Origin of the sequence: Actinomadura sp. 9N407 (genome assembly GCF_044326315.1) — a bacterium.
GTDB lineage: Bacteria > Actinomycetota > Actinomycetes > Streptosporangiales > Streptosporangiaceae > Spirillospora.
The window spans coordinates 1-21225 of record NZ_JBIRAW010000031.1 but is presented as its reverse complement, the minus strand read 5'-3'; the positions used below and the strand labels follow the sequence as shown (position 1 = coordinate 21225).

The following is a 21225-nucleotide window of genomic DNA, read 5'->3' as shown; positions in this document are numbered from 1 at the left end:
TCACAGCCCGAAACGCATCTGCCGTAAGGGCTGGGCGCTTGTGCCCCGGTCACGCGTTCGGGGCGGCCATGTCGTCGTAGGCGAGGATGCTGAGAGCGGCGGCGGTCTCGGTGAACGCGGCGTCGCCGAGTCCGGCGCGCAGTTCGGCGTTGAAGCGGTCGATCTCCGGCTGTGCTGCGCGGAGCGTGTCGGCACCGTGCTCGGACAGCCGCAGCACCATGGCCCGGTGCTCGCGCGGATGCGGGGAGCGGGCGATGAGTCCCGCTCCGGTGAGCCGCGTGACGAGCGCGGTGACGGCCGATTCGCGCAGTCCGAGCGTCTGGGCGAGCTGCCGCTGGGTGATGTCCGGCTGGTCCTGTATCGCGAACAGCGCTCCCAGTTGCGCCGTGGTGACCCCGGCGGCGGCCAGGCAGCGCCGGTCGGCCGCGATGCGCAGCCGGTGGGCCGCGCGCTGCAGCAGGAAGTACAGGCGCTGCTCGGGCTCGGACATAGGCCGATCTTGACAGACGCTCCCGGCCGATACCATGCTCACTTCATCAGTGAAGTGAGGAGCGCGGATGACGATCGACCTGGAGGGCGCGCGGAAGGTGCTGGAGGCGCAGCCGTTCAGCGTGCTGCTCGGCGCCCGGCTGCTGGCCTTCGGCGACGGAGCGGCGACGCTGGAACTGGACATCCAGGACGAGCTGCTCCAGCAGAACGGCATCGTGCACGGTGGCGTCCTCGCCTACGCCGCCGACAACACGTTGACCTTCGCGGCGGGCACGGTGACGGGTGGCAGCGTGGTCACCGCCGGATTCACCATCGACTACCTGCGGCCCGCCATCGGTACGACGCTGCGCGCCCATGCGCACGTCGTCCGCGCCGGCCGGACCCGCGTCATCTGCCGCTGCGAGATCTCCACGGTCGGCGGGGAAGGCGCGGAGACCCTGTGCGCCGTCGCGCAAGGCTCCATCGCTCTGCCCCAGCCGAACGGTGGCTGACACGGCCGGCTGGGCACGGTGGGTCTGGAAAGACCGGTGAGCACGCATGAGGCGAACACGCCACGAGTCAACGGGAGCGAGCGGGCCGGCGGACGGTGTCCAGGGTCGGGTAGTCGATGTAGCCGGTCGCGCCTCCCACGTACATGAGGTGCTGGTCCTGTACGGGGTTGAGCGGCTCGCCGGTACGGAGGCGTTCGATGAGGTCGGGATTGGCTAGGAACGGGCGGCCGAGCGCCACCAGGTCGGCGCCGGCGTCCAGCAGGTGACCAGCCTCGTGAACGACGTGCTCGGTGGTGACATCGGGCAGTTTCGGGTTGGCGATCAGGGTCGCGGGCCACAGTTCGCGGAGGGTGTGGAACAGGGGCTGACCAGGGTCGGCGTGGACGATGTGCAGGTAAGCCGGGGAGATCTCCGCGAGGGCGCTGACGAGTGCCGGGTAGACGTCGTCGATGTCGTCCTCGCGCATGGCGTTCGCGGTGATCCCGGGCGAGATCCGTACGCCGACGCGTTCGGGGCCGATGGCGGCGGCGACGGCGCGGGTCACCTCGACGGTGAAGCGGATGCGGTTCGCGACCGTGCCGCCGTAGGCGTCGGTGCGGTGATTGGTGCGGCGGGACAGGAACTGGTGCAGCAGGTAGCCGTTGGCGGAGTGCACCTCCACACCCTCGAAGCCCGCCTCGACGGCGTTGCGCGCGGCGTCGGCGAAGTCGGCCACAGTGGCGCGGAGGTCGTCCAGGGTCATCTCGCGGGGGACGACGGCGGCCTGCGGACCCACGGGGGTGTGAACGGTGTCCGGGAGCGGGACGGGCGACGGCGCGACGGGGTGCAGGCCGCTGTTGTCGGGGTGCCCGATCCGGCCGCCGTGCTGGAGCTGCAGGAACATCCGCCCGCCCGCCTCCCGTACCGCGCCGGTGACCCGCCGCCATCCGGACACGTGCGCCGGGGCGTAGATCGCGGGAATGTTGGGGTAGGTCAGCCCGACGGCGTTCGGGGTGGCGGCCTCCGCGATGATCAGGCCGGCGGTGGCGCGCTGCGCGTAGTAGGCCGCCATCAGGTCCCCGGGAACGCCGTCGGCGTCGGCGCGGTTGCGGGTCATCGGCGCCATCGCCAGGCGGTTCGGCAGCGCCAGGCCGCCCAGCCGGGTGGGAACGAGCAGCACGGGGTCGAGGGTCGCGGTGGTCATGGTGTGATCCCTTCTGAACGAGTGCCTGGTCAGCGGTTGCCGCGTACGGGGAAGCCGTGGATCCGGGCGGCGAGCACCACCGCCAGGACGGGTGCGAGGAGTACGAGCGCGCTCCACGGGAGCGAGAACGGGCCGAACAGGCCGAGCAGGAGACCGCCCGCGATCCCGCCGCCGGCCATGGCCGCGTTCCAGAGGGTGACGAGCAGGGCCTGCGCCGCGTCCACCGCGTCGCCCGCGGCGTCACCGGCGGCGGTCTGCAGCAGCGTCGGGGCGCCGCCCCAGCCGAGGCCCCAGAGGGCCACCGCCACGTAGACGAGGGCGGTGCCGCCGGACCACAGCGCCAGGACGCCCGCGCCCGCGGCGACGAGCAGCACGCCGGCGACGGTCAGCGCGCGCAGGCGGCGATGGATGTGCACGCCCACGATCCAGATGCTCAGCAGCGACGAGGCACCGAACACCAGCAGGACCACGTCGATGGATCCGCCCATGCCCAGCTCGTTCAGGAACGTGGCGATGTAGGTGTAGAGGATCGTGTGGGCCAGGACGAACACCAGGGTCACGGCCAGGACGGGCGCCACTCCGGGGATGCGGAGCGGGCGCGGACGCGGCGCGCTCCCTCGTTCGTCCCGCCGGCGGCCGGGGAAGTCCGGAACGACGGCGGTGATCCAGCCGATGAGGACGGCGGTCAGGACGGTCATGAGCAGGAACGCCGCCTGCCAGCCGAGGACGGTGCCGAGGAACGTGCCCGCGGGGACGCCCAGGGCCAGCGCGACGGGGATGCCCGCCATCGCGATCGCGATCGCCCGGCCCTGGAGATGGGCGGGCGCCATCCGGCGGGCGTACCCGGCCAGCAGCGCCCAAGCGAGGCCGGCCGCCACCCCGGCGGCGAACCGCGCCGTCATGGTGAGCAGGTAGTCCGTGGACAGCGCCGTGACGGTGTTGGCGACGGCGAACGCCGCGACGGTCGCCAGCAGGAGGCGCTTGCGCCGCCACCCCGCCGTCGCGGCGGTCAGCGGTACGGCGGTGAGGACCGTCCCGAGCGCATAGATCGTCACGGTCTGCCCCGTCGCGGCCTCGCTGACGTGCAGGTCGGCGCTCATCGCGGGCAGCAGGCCCGCCGGCAGCGTCTCGGTCAGACTGGTGATGAAAACGGCAGTCGCCAGCGCCAGCAGCGCCGGTATGGGCAGCTTCCGCTCGGATTCGCCAGGCTCCTTGGTCCTCGGGGACGTGGGAATCCTTGGGGACGCGGAGTCCGGCTCCTTGGTCTTCACGGTGATGCTCCTTGGTCGAACGTGCGGCGGGTGAGCCCGGCGCGTCGCGGGCGGTACCGCCGACGGGAACGACCGTCCCGCAGGCTGCTTCGGAGGCGCTGATGGCCCGCTGACGGCCGGCCGCCGCCGCGCCGTGTGTACGGTGCGGACATGCGGTTCGGCGTGCTGGGTCCGGTGATGGTGTGGGACGCGGCGGGGGAACCGGTCACGATTCCCGAGGTGAAGGTCAGGGCACTGCTGGCCGCCCTGCTCGTCCATGAGGGAAGGCTGGTGTCCGCCGACCGGCTCATCGACGACCTGTGGGGCGACGACCCGCCGGGCAGGTCGGCCAACGCCCTGCAGTCGAAGGTCTCCATGCTGCGCCGCGTCCTCGGCCGCGACCGCGTGGTCCACCAGGCGCCCGGGTACCGGCTCAGGCTCGACGGCCCCGGCGACGAGGTCGACGCGGACGCGTTCGGTTCGCTGGTCGCGAGCGCCCGTGCGGAGGGCGATCCGCGGGCGCGGTCCGCACTGCTCGGCCGGGCGCTGGAGCTGTGGCGGGGGAACGCGTACGCCGACTTCGCGGACGAGCCGTTCGTGCGGGCGGCCGTGGACCGCCTCACCGACCAGCGCCTGGCCGTACTGGAGGAACGGGCCGAGGCCCGTCTCGACGCCGGGGACCACGCCATGCTCGCCGGGGAGCTCGCGGACCTGGTGGTACGCCATCCGCTGCGGGAACGGCTGCGGGCCGTCCAGATGCGGGCGCTGTACCTGGCGGGCCGACAGGGCGAGGCGCTGGCCTCGTACGCGGAGCTGCGGCGGCTGCTGGCCGACGAACTCGGGCTGGATCCGAGCCCGGAACTCGCCGCGCTGCACGAGGCGATCCTGCGGCAGGACGCGGCGCTGAGCCCGCCCGTACCGGGGAGATCCGAAGCCGAGCCCGCCGCGCCGGCCCCTCCACCACCGGCACGGGCGAACCTGCCGGTCCCGCTCACCGCGCTGATCGGCCGCGACCGGTGCCTGGACGACATCACCGGCCTTCTCTCGGCGGCGCGCCTGGTGACGCTCTCGGGACCGGCCGGGGTGGGCAAGACGCGGCTGGCGGTGGAGTCAGCGGCACGGCTCGCCGGTGACACCGGGGCCTTCCCGGACGGGGTGTGGTTCGTCGAGTTCGCCGCCCAGCGCGCGGGGACCGCCGAGCTGGCCCAGGAGATCTCCGCCGTCCTGGGCATCCGCGACGAGATGCCGTCCGGGCCGGCGGGAACGGGCGTACCGGCCGCGCCCGCCGAGCGGCTCGCCGCGGCGCTGCGGGACCGGCGGCTGCTCCTCGTGCTGGACAACTGCGAGCAGGTGGTCGACCCTGCCGCCGCGCTGGCGGAACTGCTGCTGCGCACCGCCGCCGGGCTGCGGATCCTTGCCACCGGCCGCGAGCCGCTGGGGCTCGCGGGCGAGTCGGTCTACCAGGTGGAACCGCTCCAGGAGGACGACGCCGTACGGCTGTTCGCGTCGCGCGCCGCCGAGTCCGCCCCTGGATTCCGGCTGGACGGTGACAGGGAGGCCGTCGCGGAGATCTGCCGCAGGCTCGACGGCATCCCGCTCGCCCTCGAACTGGCCGCCGGACGCGTCCGGGCCCTCGGCGCTCGGGAGCTGGCGGCGCGGCTCACCGATCGGTTCCGGGTACTGGGCACCGGGCGTCGGGGCGTTCCGGCCAGGCAGCAGACGCTGCGCGCCATGATCGACTGGAGCTGGGAGCTGCTCAGCCCGCCCGAGCGCGTCGTCCTGCGCCGGTTCGCCGTGCACCCGGACGGCTGCGCCCTGGACGCGGCGGAGGCCGTCTGCGCGGGCGACGGCGTGCGCGGCGAGGACGTTCTCGAACTGGTCACCCGGCTGGTCGACCGGTCGCTGGTCACGATGGTGGAGGGCCGGACGGGGCCGCGCTACCGGCTGCTGGAGTCCGTCGCCGCGTACGCGCTGGAACGGCTGGAGGAGGCCGGCGACCTCGGCGCCACCCGCGACCGGCACTTGCGCCACCACCTCGAACTGGCCGAGCGCGCCGCACCGCGCCTGCGGGAGGCCGGCCAGCGCGAGTGGCTCGACCGGCTCGACCTGGAGTCCGCCAACCTGCGCGCGGCGCTCGACGAGGCGCTGCGGCTTCCGGCCGTGGACGAGACGGTACGACTGGCCACGGCCCTGAGCTGGTGGTGGATGCTGCGCGGCCGCCTGCACGAGGCGTTGCGCACCTTGACAGCGGTCGTGGACGCCGCCCCGGACGCCGCCGAGCCCCGCCTCCTGCGCGCCGCGTTCGCGCTGCTGACCGGGGATCGGTCCGCGGCGGGCAAGCAAGGCGACGGCGACATCGCCGACCCGGTGCGTCATGGCCGCGCCGTCTGGCTGTACGCCTACGGGCTGTTCCACGCTGGGGACCCGGCCGCGAGCGAGAAGGCCAACGCCCAGGCGCGGGATCTGTTCGCCGAGGCCGGCGACCGCTGGGGTACCGCCGCCGCACTGGGGCTGGGGGCACTGCTCGCGCTCGTCCAAGGCGACCTGGAAACCATCGGAGAGGACGGCCCGCGCGCCGCACGCCTCTTCCGCGACCTCGGTGACCGCTGGGGAGAGCTGCAGACCGTACCGCCGCTGGCCACGCTCGCCGAGATCAGGGGCGACTACGCGGAGGCCGGGCGCCGCCAGGAGGAAGGGCTGCGCATCGCGCGCGAGCTGGGCCTCCAGACGGAGGTCTCCGCGCGGCTCTCCGGCCTCGGCCGGCTCGCCCTGCTGGCGCACGACTGGGACCGCGCGCACGACCTGCACGAGCGGGCGCGGCGGCTGGCCGTCGAGCAGGGCCACCGGTACAGCGAGACGCACGCGCTGATGGGGCTCGCGCTCGGTGCCCGCCGTTCGGGCGACCTCGACGCCGCGGAGGCGTACCTGGGGCGCCTCCGTGACGAGTTCGACTCGTCCCGGATCGGGGAGCATCTGCTGCTCGCGGAGTTCGGCTTCACCGCCGAACTCCGCGGCGATGGGGCCCGGGCCGCCGCGTACCACCAGCGCGGCCTGGAGATCGCCCGTACGCTCGACGACCCCCGTGCCCTGGCGCTCTCCCTGGAGGGCCTGGCGGGCGCGCTGCTGCTTTCCGGAGAAGCCGACCGCGCCGCGCTGCTCCTGGGGTCCGCCGACGCCGCCCGCCGGAGCGTGGACGCCCCGTTGCCCGCCGCCGAACGTGGCGACGTCGACCGGGTCACGGCCGCCGCGACCGCCGCCCTGGGCGAGGAGGCCTTCACCGACGCGTTCGAGCGCGGCACGCGCACCAAGGAGCCGTGACCGAGGGCCTGGCCTCCCCCACGGGCGATCAGGGAACGCGTTCGAGTTCCTGCTTCGCAGCCTTCTCCGAGGCCACGACGGCCGGGCGCTTGCGGCCCGGGAACCACCAGTTGGCGTGGCCGAGCAGGCTCATCAGGGCCGGTACGAGGACGAGGCGGACGATCGTGGCGTCCACGGCGACGGCGACGGCCAGGCCCAGCGCCATCATCTTGATGGTCGGGTCGGGCTGCGGGACGAAGCTGGCGAAGATGAAGATCATGATGAGCGCGGCGGAGGTGATCAGGCGGGCGGTGGCGGCGATGCCGGTGACCACGCTCTCGTGCGGGTCGCCGGTGCGCTCGTACTCCTCCTTGATCCGGGACAGCAGGAAGACCTCGTAGTCCATCGACAGCCCGAAGATCAGGGCGAACATGAACAGCGGGACGAACGACATGATCGGGATGGGCTGGTCCACGCCGAGCAGGCCGATCCCCCAGCCCCACTGGAAGACGGCCGTGACCACGCCGAACGAGGCTCCGATCGACAGCAGGTTCATCAGCGCGGCCTTGATCGGGACCAGGATCGAGCGGAACGCGATGACCAGCAGGAGCAGCGCCACCCCGACCACGGCGATCACCACGGTGACCATCCGGTCCCCGACCGTGTCGGCCAGGTCGATGATCGCGGGGTTCTCGCCGCCCAGGTAGATCGTCGTGCCCGGGTGAGCCTTCTTGATCGCCGGGATCTCGACGCCGCGCAGCCGGTGCACGAGGTCGGTCGTCGCCTCATCGTGCGGGGCCCCGGCCGGGATGACCTGCAGGGTCGCGGTCGTACCCGTGACGATCGGCTCGGCGGTGAACGCCACGCCGGGCACCTCGGAGACGCGGCGCTGGAGATCCTGGGCCAGCAGGACGGCGTCCTTGCGCGGCTTCTTCGTCAGGTCGGGGGCGCCCTTGACCACGGGTGCCTCGCCGCCCGGCTCGGGGGTCGCGGACGGGACCACCGGCGCGGGGCCGGTGAGGCCGGACAGACCGTTCAGCCCGGAGGGCTCCTCGGCCTCCTTCTTGTCCTTGTCCTCGGTCTCCACCTTGGGCTTCTCGCGCCGTTCCGCGACGCCCGGGACCTTGGCGACGATCACGAACGGGCTGTAGTGGCCGGCGCCGAACTCGCGCGCCACGACGTCGTACGCCTGCCGGGACGTCATCTGCGGCGAGGCGGTGCTGTCGGCCATCACCCCGGGCCGCAGGCTGAGCGTCGGGATCGCCAGCGTCAGCAGGATGAGCGTGGCGACGATCGCGTACGGCCAGGCCTTGCGGTTCACATGCCGTCCCCAGCGGGTCCAGCGCTCGGACGCGCGGTCGGGTCTGACCCGGGGCAGTTTGTAGCGGTCGATCCGGGTGCCGAGGGCACCGAGGATCGCCGGCAGCAGGGTCAGCGCGCCCACCACCATCAGGCACACGGCGAGCGCGGCGGAGACGCCGATCCGGCCGATGAAGTCGATCCCGGACAGGAACAGCCCGCAGATCGCGAAGACGACCGTCCCGCCGGCGAACACGACGGCGTGGCCCGCGTTCGCCATCGCGCGGCCGACCGCGGTCGGGACGTCGTCGCCCTCGGCCAGCTGCTGGCGATAGCGGGTGACGATGAACAGCGCGTAGTCGATCCCGGCGCCGAGCCCCAGCATCGCGGCCATCATCGGTGCCGTCGGATGGACCTCGAACAGCGACGCGGCGAAGTGGATCAGCGAGTAGGCGATGGCCAGCCCGCACAGCGACACCAGGATCGGGATGCCGGCGGCCAGCCATGAGCCGAAGGCCAGCAGGAGCACGGCCATCGCCAGCATGATCCCGGCACCCTCCTGGGGGCCGCCCTTGGGCTGGTTGAGCAGCATCGCGGTGATGCCGCCGAACTTCACCTCCAGCCCCGCCATCCGGGCCGGCTCCACGGCCTTGTCGAGCGCGTCCAGGTCGGACTGGCCGACATCGCTCAGGTCACCGGTGAAGTTGAGCCTGATCACGACCGCGTCGTGGCTCTTCATCCCGCCCATGCCCTGGACGTAGGGGTTCTCGGTGAACGCGACGCGGTCGAGCGCGTAGATGTTGTCGATCGACTGGCCGACCGCCAGCGCGACCCGCCAGTCGCCGGGGCTGGCGTCCGCGGTGGAGTGGAAGACCGCGGTGGCGGTCGGGCCGGTCATGGCGGGGAAGTCCTGGCGCAGGGTGTCGATGGCGCGCTGCGTCTCGGTGCCCGGCAGCGTGCTCTGCTGGACGAAGATGCCGCCCTGCACGATCCCGAGGACGCCGGTGGCCAGGATCAATGCGGCCCACAGACCGAAGACGGCGCGCCGCCGCCGTACGCAGAAGCGGCCGAGCCGGTCCAGGAATCGCGCCATGTTCCCAGATCAGCACGTACCGTAGATTTTTGCAATAGCTGCAACTTTGCAGTCATGGTAATATTAGTGACATGCATCACGCCGACGAGCCCGGGCTGCGCGAACGCAAGAAGCAGCGCACCCGCTCGGCGCTGGCCGCCGCCGCGCTGCGGCTGTTCGCCGAGCGCGGCTACGAGGAGACGACGATCGCCGACATCGCCGCCGCCGCCGACGTCTCGCCCCGGACCTTCTTCAGCTACTTCCCGAGCAAGGAGGACGTGGTCTTCGCCGAGATCGACGACCGGCTCGCCGAGGTCGCCGAACGCCTCGCCCGGCGCGAGCCCGGCGAGTCCCCGCTGCAGGCCCTGCGGCGCGCCGTCATCGACATCATGCAGGCGCTGGTCTCCGAGCAGGGCGCGTACGGCCCCGTCCAGATCCGGCTGGTCCTGGAACGCCCCGGCCTGCAGGCCCGGGCACTGCAGCGGCTGACCGACACCCAGGAGGAGATCGAGGCGCGGCTGCACGAGCTGTGCCCGGGGATCGGCGAGATCGACGCGGTGGCGGCCTCGGGGATCGCGATCGGCGGGATGCAGGCGGTCCTCGTGCACTGCCGCCGGCAGGGGTACGACCCGCTCTCGACCCGCGCGGCCCTGGACCGGGCGCTGGCCATCGTCGAGCACGGGCTCGGCTCGATCGACGCCATGACCGCCCCACCCCCGCCTGTCTAGTGCGGTGACCGCCCCCTTCGCCGCGCCGCCCCTTCCGTTGACTCGTGGCGTGTTCGCCTCCGGCCCTGGCGTATAAGGCGAACACGCCACGAGTCAACATTGCCGGGCGCGGGTGGACGTTGGTGGACACAGTTCGGGATCTTGATCCGGCGGCCCCGCCGCCGGGCTAAAATGCGGACCTGTCGAGGCTGATGCCCTCGGACCCTGCTGGTTCGTCCGTGCTGACGGGCGGGGCGTGCTCCCCGATCCGGTACGACGGACTATCCGAGAAGCGTGGAGGGCTTGCAGCGTGCCCCGACTGGCCTGGGCCGTCCTGGCCGTGGTGCTCGTGTCGTGCGTCGGCGTCGCCACTGCCGTCCAGCTGGACAAGTTCGGGAAGGGCCGGCCGGCCGCCGGCCCTCGCGCCGAGCCGGAGAAGCGCGCACCGGTGGTGTTCGTGCTGGGCGACAGCTACACCGTCGGCATCCGCGGCCTCCCGCCCGAACGCGCCTACGCCGCGGAGACCGCCCGCGCCCTCGGCTGGCAGATCGTCGTCGCCGGGCAGGCCAGGACGGGTTTCGCCAACACCATCGGTACCACCGCGTCGTTCGCCTCGCTGTTCGGCGCGCAGCTGGCCTGGCGCCCCGAACCGGACATGGTGCTGATCTCCGGCGGGCACAACGACGTCCGGATGCCGCCCGGCGTGATCACGGAGAAGGCGAGCGCGCTGCTGGAGACCGTACGGTCACGCTGGCCCCGCACGCAGGTGGTGCTGATGGGCCCGATGTGGGGCGGCGACCCCGGCCCGAAGGCGCTGATGGTCAGGGACGCCCTGCGCGGGGTCGCGTCATCGCGGCGGATCCCGTTCATCGACCCGCTGGCGGGCAGGTGGATCACCGGGAACCCGCGGAAGGGCACCGGAAACGCGGCCCGGCTGATCCGCCAGGACGGCACCCACCCCAACCCGCAGGGCAACCGGCACATCGCCGAGCGGCTGGCCGGCGACCTGCGGGCGATGAAGCTGGACAAGCCCGTCCTCGGCCGTACGAAGGTCACCTACACCCCGCCCGCGCAGCCGGACGCGGCGCCCACGATCTCGTCCACCCAGCAGGAGGTCCCCGGCGCGGACGGCGCGGACGGCCGTCGGGCCGGGGCCAGGCCTTAGGACGTCACCAGCCGCCGTACGGGCCGGATCCGGCGTTGCCGCCCTTCCCGCCCTTCTTCTTGTACGGCTTGACCGCCGGCTTCACGTCCGCGAGGTAGATCGCGGCCACGATGAACGCCGCGATCGGCAGGAACGACAGCAGCGGCAGGAACCCGACCGCACCGCCGAGGCCGACCACGTTGGCGACGACCAGCAGGATCAGCCAGAGCTTCTTGGTCTGCTTGTCGGTCGCGGGGAATGCGCCCTCGGGTACCTGCAGGATGTCGACGAGGGCCACGACCTCGAAGACGAACGCGACGATCGCCAGGAACCAGAAGAAGTAGGAGAGGGCCTCCATCGGTAAAGATCACCACTCTCGTCGCCGTGAAATCGTGCGTGCCCACCCTAGTCAACGAAAGAGCCCGGCCGGACTATCCCGGCCGGGCCCATCTCGTTGATCGGAGCCGGCGTTCCCGCCGAGGCGGGGCGGCTCAGCTGTCGCTCTTCTTCGCGGCGGTCCCGGTCCCGGCCTGGCCCTGGGCGGGCTTCTTCGGCTGCGCGGCGCGCGGCTTCGGGGCCGGCTTCTCGGTGATCTCGGCGACCTCGACGGCCTCGCGGTGCACGACCTTCTTGCCGCGCTCGGCCAGCTCGTCGATGAACTCGACGGTGCGGGTGCCGACGTGCGTCACGTACGCCACCGCGGCACCCGGCAGGTCCTTGACCTCGACCCGGCCGACGTTCTCGCGGACCTCGCCACGGTACTTGCCGACGGTCTCGCGGACCTGCTCGCGGTACCGGTCACGGTACTTGTCCAGGTTCTCGCGAACCTCGACCTGGTACTTGCCCGCGTTCTCGCGGACCTTCTCGACCTGCTCGGGCACCTCGCGGAGCTTGGCCACCGCCAGGTCGCCGGCGCCGGCGACGGTGTAGACGGCCTTGTTCTCACGGAGGTTGCTGGCTAGCGTCATACGACCTCTTCCCTTCGTTCCCCGGGCTCCGGGACTCGGTCCTCCGGAGCCTCCTCGGTCTCGTCCTCGGTCTCGTACTCGTCCTCGTGCTCGTGCTCGTGCTCGTGCTCGGCGAGGACGCCGTCGGCCTCGTTCTCCTTCAGGAACGACGCGTAGATGTCGAGCAACACCTGCTTCTGCCGTTCGGTGAGGATCAGGTCGGCCCGGACCGCGGCCTGCACATCGGTGTCGGCCTCGCGCTCCTCCAGGATCCCGGCCTGCACGTACAGCACCTCGGCGGAGATCCGCAGCCCCTTGGCGATCTGCTGCAGGATCTCGGCGCTCGGCTTGCGCAGGCCGCGCTCGACCTGGCTCAGGTACGGGTTGGAGATCCCTGAGACATCGGCGAGCTGGCGCAGCGAGATCTTCGCCCGCGTGCGCTGCTCCCGGATGTACTCCCCGAGCGAACCGACCTTCGAACTTGCCATGAATCCACCCTGCGTCATGGTGCTTGCAATTGCAAGCACTCTAGCTAGCACCCGGCCGTGAGAGTCCTCACATGCCGTTTCCCGATGGAACGTACTAACACAAGACCCGCCCCTGAGACCCCACGGACGTCGTTAGGCTCCGCCCATGTCCTCCCCGGATGAGCCCGATCCCCTCGTCCTCGAGCCCTCCCGCAGACGGCCTCTGCTGGTCCTTCTCGCGGTCGCCGGCGTGTGGTGCTTCGTCTTCGGCCTGCTCTTGGCCGCGGACAACGGCAGGTGGCTGTTCGGCTTCCTGCCCATGGCGATCAGTACCGTCGGGATGTTCCTCCCGTCGTTCATCGGAGCGCCGCCGGCCCTTCGCGGGGACACGGTGGTGGACAGCCAGGGGGTGACGCGGCGGCGCGGCCGCTCCCAGATCCGTGTCCCCTGGGATCAGGTCGTCCGCATCACTTTGATGATCGGACCGCCCTGGACCGGGCACAAGCTCATGCTCTTCAGGGTGCAAGGGCGCCCGATCCCCCTCGCCTCGCCGACCATCGGCCCGTTCACGTCCAGGCGGAAACTGAACGCCCTGCTGGAACCCGTCTATGCGAGAGCCGGGTGGCACCGTCCTCGGGTGGCCGTACGCCCGGTGGCCCCCAAGAGCCGGATCCCGATGCTGATCGCGGACGGCTTGGTCCTGGTGATGCTGTGCGGTATCGCGGCCTTCGCGCTCTACATCACCAGCCCGTCCACCCAGGCGTGGTGGCCGGGACGCGATGAGGCGGCCCGGCTCCCGGACGCCTGCACGGTCGTCGACCGTACGACCATCGCGCGGCTGGTGCCGGGGGCCCCGGCGACCGACCGTGACAACGGCGTCTCCGATGAGGACCTGTCCTGCTCTTGGGGATCGGACGACCCGCCACCGGAGATGAGCGTCCGTCTTGAACTGCAGGAACGCGGCGTAGGCAGCGGAAGCGGCGCCTCCGAGAAGGCGCGCACCCTCTTTCAGGCCCGGGTCGACCGCGACTGCCCGTCGATGGTCTCCGGACTGGGCGACGAGGCCTGCATGGGCACGGTGAAGTACGAGGATTCCGCGCGAGCGCAGGTCGTCACGCGTAAGGGGAACGTCCTGATCACGATCCTCTACAGCGCCGAACAGCCCGTCGAGCGGGTCTCCGCCGAAGCCGTCGCAGCGTCACGAGCGGCCCTCGGGCGGATCCGCTTCGAGTAGGCGGGCCGCGCGGTCTCGTAGGTAGTTCTGTTCGGGGATGCTCGTGGTCAGGCGTGCGGCCGTGCGGTAGTTGGAGACGGAGCCCTTGGGGTCTCCGGCCATTTCCAGCAGGTGGGCGCGGACGGCGTGCAGGCGGTGGTGGCCGGACAGGTGGTCGTCGAGGGGTTCCAGGAGTGCCAGGCCCGCGTGCGGGCCTGAGGCCATGGCGACCGCGACGGCGTGGTTGAGGGTGACCATCGGGTTGGGCGCGAGGTCTTCGAGCAGTTGGTAGAGCGCGACGATCTGCGGCCAGTCGGTGTCCTCGTGGCGGGGCGCCTCGGCGTGCACGGCGGCGATCGCGGCCTGGAGTTGGTACGGGCCGATCGGGGCGCGGGCCAGGGTGCTCGTGATCAGGGTGAGGCCCTCGTCGGTGGAGTCCCGGTTCCACATGGCTCGGTCCTGCTCGGCGAGCGGGACGAGGGCGCCGTCGGGGCGGGTACGGGCCGGACGGCGGGCGTCGGTGAGCAGCATGAGGGCCAGCAGGCCGGCGACCTCGCCGTCCTCGGGCACCAGGTCCCGTACGGTCCGGGCCAGCCGGATCGCCTCGCCGGTCAGCTCGCCGCGCTGCAGGTGGGGGCCCGAACTGGCGGTGTATCCCTCGTTGAAGATCAGGTACAGCACGTGCAGGACGGGACGGAGCCGGTCGGCCCGCTCGTGCTCGGGCGGCGGGCGGAAGCGGGCGCCGGAGGCCTTGATCCGCTGCTTGGCGCGGGCGATGCGCTGGGCCATGGTCGGCTCGGGGACCAGGAACGCCTGGGCGATCTCCGCCGTGGTGAGGCCGCCGACGGCGCGCAGGGTGAGCGCGACCTGGGAGGGCGGGGTGAGGCTGGGATGGCAGCAGAGCAGCAGCAGGGTCAGGGTGTCGTCCCGGGCCGGTTCCTCGGCGTCGGCGGCGGGGGCGAGGAGTTCGTCCGGCGGGATGCGCGCGGCCGCCTTCTCCTCGCGGTGCCGGCTCGCCCGTTCGCTGCGCAGCCGGTCGGCCATCTTGCGGGAGGCGACCCTGATCAGCCAGCCCTGGGGGTTCTCCGGGATCCCGTCGCGCTGCCAGTGCGTCGCGGCGGTGAGCAGGGCCTCCTGTACGGCGTCCTCGGCGGTCTCGAAGTTGCCGTAGTGCCGGGCGACCGCGGCGAGGGCCCGCGGCGCCAGCCGGCGCAGCAGGTCCTCGACCGCGGTGCCCGCGCTCACATCTCCTGGCCGGACTGCCCCATGATCGGGCGGATCTCCACGGCGCCGAACCGGGCGTCGGGGAAGCGCGAGGCGATCTCGGCGGCCCGTTCGGGGCTGTCGCAGTCGACGACGAAGTAGCCCGCCAGCTGCTCCTTGGCCTCCAGGTACGGCCCGTCGGTGGGCGCCGGTACGCCGTCGCGCACGCGCATGGTGCGGGTGTTCACCGGGTCGGCCAGCGGCGTGCCGACGACGAGCTCACCGGATTCGCCGATCTCCTCGAGCAGGTCGCCGAACTGCTGGGACAGCCTGTCCCGTTCGGCCTCCGGCAGCGCCAGGAACCGGGGATCGCGCAGGAAGATCGGGTGTTCCCAGTTCTCCGAGTTGCTGTAGATCAAGAGCAGGTACTTCATCGTTCCTCCGGTCTCACGTTACGGCGTGGCCGGCGACGCCGACGAGGTGGCCTTCGGGGTCGGTGAACTGGCCGACCACCAGATCGCCTCCCGGGACCCCTGTCGGGCCCAGCGTGCGCTTGCCGCCGAGGCTCTCGGCCTTGCGGAGCGCGGCCTCGACGTCGGGGACGTCCACGTAGAACAGGACGCGGGCCTCGCAGCCCTCGCCTCCGCCGACACCGCCGTTGATGCCGGCCGAGTCCGCCTCCACGAACCCGTAGCCGCCCGGCGCGGACACCTCATCGGTGGCCGCGTCGCCGACATGGAAGTCCCACCCGAACAGATCGCCGTAGTAGCGGCGGAGCTTCGCCGGATCGGTACCGATGATCTCGAAGTGCACCACTGGATTTCCCATGCTCGTCCTCCCCTCGTGGCGGCCCCTGGTGGGCCCCTCACAGCAGAGAACGGAGCCGGCGGCCGGGCTTCGACGTCCCTGGACGAGAAAGTCCGGTCGAATTCTCAGTCGACGTCGGACGGGGGGACGGTCCAGGTGTCGCAGACGGCGAGGTCTCCGTCCTTGTAGCCCTCGATCACCCAGCCGGCGTAGCTGTCGCTGGAGCCGTGGTCGCGCTCCTCGGCGGGCTGGTGATCGTCGCCGCGGCCCCGGACGTCGACGATCAGCGCGGCGTACTGCTCGCGGGTCATCGGGAGCGTGTCGCGCTCGGTGCCGAGGAACGCCCCCGCCAGGCACTGGGCCTGCAGTTCGAGGCGGCGGCTGGCCTCGGTACGGGCGAGGGGGTCAGAGCGTTCCATCAACTGCTGCCCGTACAGCAGGATCCCGGAGCGGTCCTGGACGTGGTGGCCGTACTCGTGGGCGATCACCCGGGCGAACACCGCGAAGTTCGACAGCGGCTCGCCGCCGGAGGTCTCCACGATGTGCTCGAGGCCCACGTACATCGTGTTGTTGGCCGGGCAGTAGAAGGCGGAGGCGCCCGGGCTCGGGTACGTCCCGCACGGGCTGCGGCCCGGGCCGTCCCAGAAGACGCGGGACGGCGGGCTGAACGGCATCCGCGCCTTGCCGAACTGCCCCTTCCACGAGGCGTCCAGGCAGTCGCTCAGGACGTTCATGAAGCGGCGCATGGAGTCGGTGCCCGGCGCGATGCCGGGCAGGCGGCAGCCGACCGGGGTGAGCTTGCCGGTCGCGTACAGCCCGTTCTTGGTGGCGGTCTCCTTCGGCACCGCGGCCCCGGGGCGGAGGCCGGAAGCGGTCAGGCCGCCGTCACCGCCGCCGAACGCCGCGAACCCAAGGATCATGAGGACGACCAGCGAGGCCAGGCCGCCCAGGATCGCGGCGACGGCCCCTCCACCGGCCCGGCGCTGCGGCCGACGGCGCGGCTCGTACCGGTAGACGGGCCCCTGCGGTCCCCCGGGCAGGCCGCTCGACGCCGCCTCCGCGGCCGCCGGTCGGGGGGTGTGGCCTGCCATAGCGAAAAATCATCGCACAGGCAGCAAACGACACGAACCGGCCGGACCGCTCAGCGCCGCAGGTCAGCGCCGTCGGGCCCGGCGGACGCCCGCAGCCGCTAGCATTTGCCGCCATGTTGGGTCGCTTGCGGTCAATGGTCGTCTCCCTGGCCATCGCCGCCCTTCTCGCCTCGCTCGTCCCCGCTCCGGCGGCGGCCGCCACGGCCGTGGCACCCGAGCGGGTGATCAAGGACGAGGTCATGCTGACGACCGGTCCGGGCGGTGTCGCCCGGGTCCGGGAGACGATCACCTACGAGTTCGGCGGCGGCCGCGGGCTGGAGCGCTCGTTCGTCACCCGGCGGCACGACAGCATCACCCACGACCGGATCACGCCGATCTCGGGTGTCCGCGCCTCCAGTCCCGACGGCGGTCCCACCAAGGTGGCGATCACCGAGCAGGACACCCGTACCGTCGTCGAGGTCACCGGGGCGGCGGCCCTGAACGGGCGGCGCACGGTCGTCCTGGAGTACGAGGTGCGCGGCGCGGTGTCGCCGATGGGGCGGTTCGAGGAGTTGCGCTGGACGGCGATCGGCGGCTGGAACGTCCCGGTCGACGAGGCGCGCGTCACCGTCGACGGCGGCACGGCGATCCGGCACGTCAACTGCTTCTCCGGCCCGCTGGACAGTTCCATCGGGTGCACGCAGTTCTACACCAACCACTCCCGCACGCAGGGGGTCTTCTCCCAGCAGCGGATGCTCTCCGGCGAGTACCTGACCGTGGTCGTCGGCCTTCCGGCCGGGGCGACCGGCGGCAAGCCGATCTACGAGCGGCGGCACACGGTGGCGACCGCGTTCTCGGTGAACGGGGTCACCGCCGCCGCGCTGCTGGGTCTGCTCGCGCTGCTGGCCGCCGGGATCGGCGCGCTGTACCTGCTGCGCGGACGGGACGCCCGGGTGGTGGGCAGGAAGGCCGCCGAGGGGGATCACGCGCCGGTCGCGGGGTCGGAGTTCGAGCCGCCGGACGGCGTCCGTCCCGGGCAGATCGGCACGCTGATCGACGAGCGGGCCGACGTCATCGACGTCACCGCGACGATCGTGGACCTCGCCGTCCGCGGCTACCTGATGATCGAGGAGGAGGACCGGGCGGTCACCGGCCGGCTCGACTGGGCGCTGCGGCGGCTGGAGCGGGACGCCGGGGAGGACCTGCAGCGGTACGAGCGGCTGCTGCTGGACGCCCTGTTCACCGCGCCGGACGGAGCCGTGCGCGGCTCGGTGAAGCTGTCGGAGCTGGGCGGGACGTTCGCGACCAAGCTGGCCAAGGTCCGGTCGGCGATGTACGACGACGTGGTGGAGCAGGGCTGGTTCGCGCGGCGCCCGGACACGGTCCGGTCCCGCTGGACGATCGCCGGGATGGTGCTGACCGCGCTCGGCGTGGCCGGGACGGTCGCGCTGGCGCTGTTCACGGATCTGGCCCTGGTCGGGCTCGCGGTGATCATCGCGGGGGCCGCGCTGGCGTACGGCGGGCAGTACATGCCGGCCAAGACCGCGCGCGGCGCGACCGTCCTGGCGCACACGATCGGCTTCCGCGCGTTCCTGGAACGCGGCGAGCTGCCCGACGGCGCGGGCCGGACGGTCGGGGCACCGCAGCGGATCGCGCTGTTCTCGCGCTTCCTGCCGTACGCGGTCGTCTTCGACGCCGTACCGAAGTGGGCGCAGACCGTGGAGGACGCGGGCGAGCGCGAAGAGGGCGCCGACAACCTCTACTGGTACGAGGGCCCGGCCGAGTGGGACCTGTCGAAGTTCGCCGAGTCGATGCGCACGTTCACGCTGGCCACGTCGGGTTCGATCTCCCAGTCCCGGGGGCTGTGAGCCGCCGGTCCCGGCTGGGGCCGCCCAGCCCGGCCGGGCGATTTCGGTAAGATGTCTGACATCTTACCGATGGGAGTGTCGTGGCCCTCAGTCCCGTTCCCGGCGGCTCGACCGTCGACGCCGTCCTCGACCAGCTGCAGGCCGAGATCAGCGGCGGCGGCTGGCAGGTCGGCGAGCGCATCCCCGGCGAACTCGATCTGGCGGCGCGGCTGGGCGTGAGCCGCCCGGCGGTCCGCGAGGCCATCCGCGCGCTCACCCATGTCGGCGTGCTGGAGGTACGGCGCGGCGACGGGACGTACGTGCGCAGCAGCGCCGATCCGCGGCCCCTGCTGCGCCGCGTCGCCCGCGCGACCCTGCGAGACGTGTTCGAGGTCCAGCTCGCCTATGACGTCCAGGCCGCCCGGCTGGCCGCGCGCCGCCGTACCGCCGACGACATCGACCGGCTCACCCGGCTGCTGGAGGCCCGCAACGCCGCCTCCGACGCGGACGCCTTCGGGGACGCCGACGCCCGCTTCCACCTCGGCGTCGTCGAGGCCACCCGCAATCCCGTCCTGATCGAGGCGCACCGGTTCTTCCTCGACCGGCTCCGCGTCTCGATGCGGACGATCCGGCTCGACCACGAGGTCCCCGAGGCCGGACCGGCCGCGCACCGGGCCGTCCTGGACGCGATCATCGCCCGGGACGCCGCCGGGGCCGCGCGCGCCGCGGCGGCCGTCGTGGAGCCGACGCTGGCCGTCCTGGAGTCGCTGGTCGCCGCCGACCCGGACCGGGAGGACCCGTGACGCCGCGGCGGCTCTCGCTGATCGCCGGGCTGGCGCTGCTCGTCCTGGTCGCCGTCAACCTGCGGCCCGCGATCGTGGCGGTCGGGCCGCTGCTGACGAGCATCCGGGACGACTTCGGCCTGTCCGGTACGGCGGCGGGCGCGCTCACCACGCTGCCGCTGCTGTTCTTCGGCGCGTACGGGCTGGCGGCACCGTTCATCCGGCGCGCCCCGCGCGGCGAGACGCTGCTGGTGACGAGCATGGCGGTGCTGGTCGTCGCGCTGCTGGTCCGGCTGCTGGACGCCCCGGTGGCGCTGTTCGCCGGCTCGCTGGCCGCCGGGATCGCGATCAGCATCGGCAACATCGCCATCCCGGCCATCATCAAGCGCGACCATCCGCAGTCGATCACCCTGGTGACCTCGGTCTACACGGTGGCGATCACGTCCAGCGCCGCGCTGTCGGCCGCCGTCGTGATCCCGCTCCAGAACGCCCTGGGCGGCGGCTGGCGGCCGCCGCTGGGCCTGCTGGCGATCCCGGCGGCACTCGCCGGGCCGGCCTGGCTGCCCCGGCTGCTCCGCAGGCCCGCCCCGTCCTCCCCCGCCGCTTCCACGGCGCCCGCCGGTCCTCCCGTACGAGCCGTGGCGGCGACCGTGTGGCGCTCCAAGCTGGCCTGGCAGGTCACGCTGTTCATGGGCGTCCAGTCGCTGCTGGCGTACATCACCGTCGGCTGGCTCCCCACGATCTTCCAGGACCGGGGCATGAGCGAGGAGGCCGCCGGCTACCTGCTGGGGCTGAGCAGCCTCCTGCAGGCGTTCGGCGCGTTGTCGGTGCCGTTCCTGGAACGGCGGATGCGCGACCAGCGGCCCCTCGTCCTCGCGGCCGTGACGTTGACGTTCACCGGTTTCGCCGGGGTCGCGTGGGCGCCCACCGGCTCGCTCTGGCTCTGGGCGGTCGTGCTCGGCGTCGGCCAAGGCTTCGGGTTCGCGACCGCGCTGGCGTTCATCGGCCTGCGGGCCCATGACGTCCGGGTGGCCGGCCAGCTGTCCGGGATGGCGCAGGGCTGCGGCTACCTGATCGCGGCGCTGGGCCCGCTGGTCATCGGCGCCCTGTACGACGCCACCGGCGATTGGAACGTGCCGATCGCGGTGGTGCTCGCCATCACCGCCGGGCTGGCGCTGCCCGGGCTCGCCGCCGGCCGGAACCGTACGATCCAGGCCCCGGCCCGCGAACCCGCAGGCCAGACCCATGTTTCGCCACCTTCCGGGAGATAGCAGGTCAACCCCGGGTCATCGGCCATCTGCGGGGTAGGGGCTGAAGTAGCCGAGCATTCCGGCAACTCACCCCGGAGGTGGATCACGTGGACATGACGGTCCTGGCCCACGCACCGGTCCTGGCCGACCCGGGCCAGGTCGGCTCGGGCTCCACCCTGCTGTTCGGCCCGCTGATCATCGCGCTGGCCCTCATCACCTGGCTGACGCTGATCATCAGGGCCTCGTCCAGGAAGGTCAAGCCCGGACGCCCCGACCAGTCGCCGCACCGGGGCCCGATGGAGGGCGGCCTCTACCACTACTCACCCGGCATGTACTCGCACAGCTACGCACCGGGCGAGACCGAGTACGTCGACCCGCCCGCCGACCAGGAGGGCAGCCCCGAGGTCCCGCTGCGTCCGCACGGCGCCGCCGGGCAGGAGGGCCGTCCCGAGAGCCAGCCAGGAGGCGTCGGCATCCTGGAGCAGAAGGCGCCTCGCCAGAAGCGCCGCTCCCACTGGTGGTCCAGCCGGGGTTAATGCGTGACCATGCCCCTCCGCCGGACCACCCGCTCCCGTTGACTCGTGGCGTGTTCGCCCCTGGCGTCGCTCTTGGAGGCGAACACGCCACGAGTCAACATCTCGGGCAGGCGAGGTCAGAAGACTCCTGGCGCTGGACGGATCGCGCCCACCTGCTGCTCGCCGCCGTAC

Annotated in this window: 20 protein-coding genes; 9 read left to right on the top strand and 11 right to left on the bottom strand. The window is 72.3% G+C overall.

Features of this window, described 5'->3' with window-relative positions; all coding sequences use genetic code 11:
• Positions 1–49: 49 nt before the first annotated feature.
• Entirely contained in the window at positions 50–490 is a 441-nt protein-coding gene (locus ACH34Q_RS35860) for a MarR family winged helix-turn-helix transcriptional regulator (RefSeq protein ID WP_395987606.1), read from the bottom strand.
• Positions 491–557: 67 nt separating this feature from the next.
• Here ACH34Q_RS35860 and ACH34Q_RS35855 point away from each other — a divergent pair, with 67 nt between their 5' ends.
• Positions 558–980 carry a PaaI family thioesterase gene (locus ACH34Q_RS35855; protein WP_395987605.1) on the top strand — a complete coding sequence of 141 codons (423 nt, stop codon included), beginning with the start codon at positions 558–560 and terminating at the stop codon, positions 978–980.
• Positions 981–1047: 67 nt separating this feature from the next.
• Here the strand turns inward: ACH34Q_RS35855 and ACH34Q_RS35850 are convergent, their stop codons facing one another.
• Positions 1048–2163, bottom strand: a complete 1116-nt coding sequence (locus ACH34Q_RS35850) for an alkene reductase (RefSeq protein WP_395987604.1) — start codon at positions 2161–2163, stop codon at positions 1048–1050.
• A gap of 29 nt (positions 2164–2192) precedes the next feature.
• A complete protein-coding gene (locus ACH34Q_RS35845) occupies positions 2193–3434 on the bottom strand; it encodes an MFS transporter (RefSeq protein ID WP_395987603.1) in 1242 nt (413 codons plus the stop codon).
• A 150-nt stretch (positions 3435–3584) separates the two neighbouring features.
• On the opposite strand from ACH34Q_RS35845, the gene ACH34Q_RS35840 reads away from it, so the two are divergent.
• Entirely contained in the window at positions 3585–6731 is a 3147-nt protein-coding gene (locus ACH34Q_RS35840) for a BTAD domain-containing putative transcriptional regulator (RefSeq protein ID WP_395987602.1), read from the top strand.
• A gap of 28 nt (positions 6732–6759) precedes the next feature.
• Here ACH34Q_RS35840 and ACH34Q_RS35835 read toward each other — a convergent pair whose 3' ends face one another.
• Positions 6760–9102 carry an MMPL family transporter gene (locus ACH34Q_RS35835; RefSeq protein ID WP_395987601.1) on the bottom strand — a complete coding sequence of 781 codons (2343 nt, stop codon included), beginning with the start codon at positions 9100–9102 and terminating at the stop codon, positions 6760–6762.
• Positions 9103–9173: 71 nt separating this feature from the next.
• On the opposite strand from ACH34Q_RS35835, the gene ACH34Q_RS35830 reads away from it, so the two are divergent.
• Positions 9174–9809, top strand: coding sequence for a TetR family transcriptional regulator (locus ACH34Q_RS35830; RefSeq protein ID WP_395987600.1), 636 nt, complete (start codon positions 9174–9176; stop codon positions 9807–9809).
• A gap of 289 nt (positions 9810–10098) precedes the next feature.
• Positions 10099–10953, top strand: a complete 855-nt coding sequence (locus ACH34Q_RS35825) for an SGNH/GDSL hydrolase family protein (RefSeq protein WP_395987599.1) — start codon at positions 10099–10101, stop codon at positions 10951–10953.
• A 4-nt stretch (positions 10954–10957) separates the two neighbouring features.
• Here the strand turns inward: ACH34Q_RS35825 and ACH34Q_RS35820 are convergent, their stop codons facing one another.
• The 3 genes from ACH34Q_RS35820 to ACH34Q_RS35810 form a co-directional block, all read right to left on the bottom strand.
• Positions 10958–11290 carry a DUF2516 family protein gene (locus ACH34Q_RS35820; protein ID WP_395987598.1) on the bottom strand — a complete coding sequence of 111 codons (333 nt, stop codon included), beginning with the start codon at positions 11288–11290 and terminating at the stop codon, positions 10958–10960.
• Positions 11291–11423: 133 nt separating this feature from the next.
• Positions 11424–11900 carry a hypothetical protein gene (locus ACH34Q_RS35815; protein ID WP_395987597.1) on the bottom strand — a complete coding sequence of 159 codons (477 nt, stop codon included), beginning with the start codon at positions 11898–11900 and terminating at the stop codon, positions 11424–11426.
• Entirely contained in the window at positions 11897–12367 is a 471-nt protein-coding gene (locus ACH34Q_RS35810; RefSeq protein WP_395987596.1) for a helix-turn-helix domain-containing protein, read from the bottom strand. Before ACH34Q_RS35810 ends, ACH34Q_RS35815 begins: the two co-directional genes overlap by 4 nt.
• A gap of 145 nt (positions 12368–12512) precedes the next feature.
• Here ACH34Q_RS35810 and ACH34Q_RS35805 point away from each other — a divergent pair, with 145 nt between their 5' ends.
• A complete protein-coding gene (locus ACH34Q_RS35805) occupies positions 12513–13580 on the top strand; it encodes a hypothetical protein (protein WP_395987595.1) in 1068 nt (355 codons plus the stop codon).
• On the opposite strand, the gene ACH34Q_RS35800 is transcribed toward ACH34Q_RS35805, so the two are convergent.
• The 4 genes from ACH34Q_RS35800 to ACH34Q_RS35785 form a co-directional block, all read right to left on the bottom strand.
• Complete coding sequence (locus ACH34Q_RS35800; protein ID WP_395987594.1) at positions 13545–14804, bottom strand: RNA polymerase sigma factor; 1260 nt, start codon at positions 14802–14804, stop codon at positions 13545–13547. The two genes, ACH34Q_RS35805 and ACH34Q_RS35800, sit on opposite strands and share 36 nt — an antisense overlap.
• Complete coding sequence (locus tag ACH34Q_RS35795) at positions 14801–15196, bottom strand: YciI family protein (RefSeq protein ID WP_395987593.1); 396 nt, start codon at positions 15194–15196, stop codon at positions 14801–14803. The genes ACH34Q_RS35800 and ACH34Q_RS35795 overlap by 4 nt, the downstream gene beginning before the upstream one ends.
• Positions 15197–15209: 13 nt before the next feature.
• Positions 15210–15590: a VOC family protein gene (locus ACH34Q_RS35790; protein WP_395987592.1), complete on the bottom strand. Its 381-nt coding sequence runs from the start codon at positions 15588–15590 to the stop codon at positions 15210–15212.
• A 104-nt stretch (positions 15591–15694) separates the two neighbouring features.
• A complete protein-coding gene (locus ACH34Q_RS35785; RefSeq protein WP_395987591.1) occupies positions 15695–16660 on the bottom strand; it encodes a neutral zinc metallopeptidase in 966 nt (321 codons plus the stop codon).
• A gap of 113 nt (positions 16661–16773) precedes the next feature.
• Here ACH34Q_RS35785 and ACH34Q_RS35780 point away from each other — a divergent pair, with 113 nt between their 5' ends.
• From ACH34Q_RS35780 to ACH34Q_RS35765, 4 genes are all read left to right on the top strand, one after another.
• A complete protein-coding gene (locus ACH34Q_RS35780) occupies positions 16774–18507 on the top strand; it encodes a DUF2207 domain-containing protein (protein ID WP_395987590.1) in 1734 nt (577 codons plus the stop codon).
• An 80-nt stretch (positions 18508–18587) separates the two neighbouring features.
• Positions 18588–19289 (top strand): FadR/GntR family transcriptional regulator, encoded by a 702-nt coding sequence (locus ACH34Q_RS35775; protein WP_395987589.1) that lies wholly within the window; start codon positions 18588–18590, stop codon positions 19287–19289.
• On the top strand, positions 19286–20539 hold the full coding sequence (locus ACH34Q_RS35770; protein WP_395987588.1) for a CynX/NimT family MFS transporter: 1254 nt from the start codon (positions 19286–19288) through the stop codon (positions 20537–20539). The genes ACH34Q_RS35775 and ACH34Q_RS35770 overlap by 4 nt, the downstream gene beginning before the upstream one ends.
• 86 nt (positions 20540–20625) lie before the next feature.
• The gene (locus ACH34Q_RS35765; protein WP_395987587.1) at positions 20626–21054 is read left to right on the top strand and encodes a hypothetical protein; all 429 of its coding nucleotides are present in this window, start codon (positions 20626–20628) and stop codon (positions 21052–21054) included.
• Positions 21055–21225 lie beyond the last annotated feature (171 nt).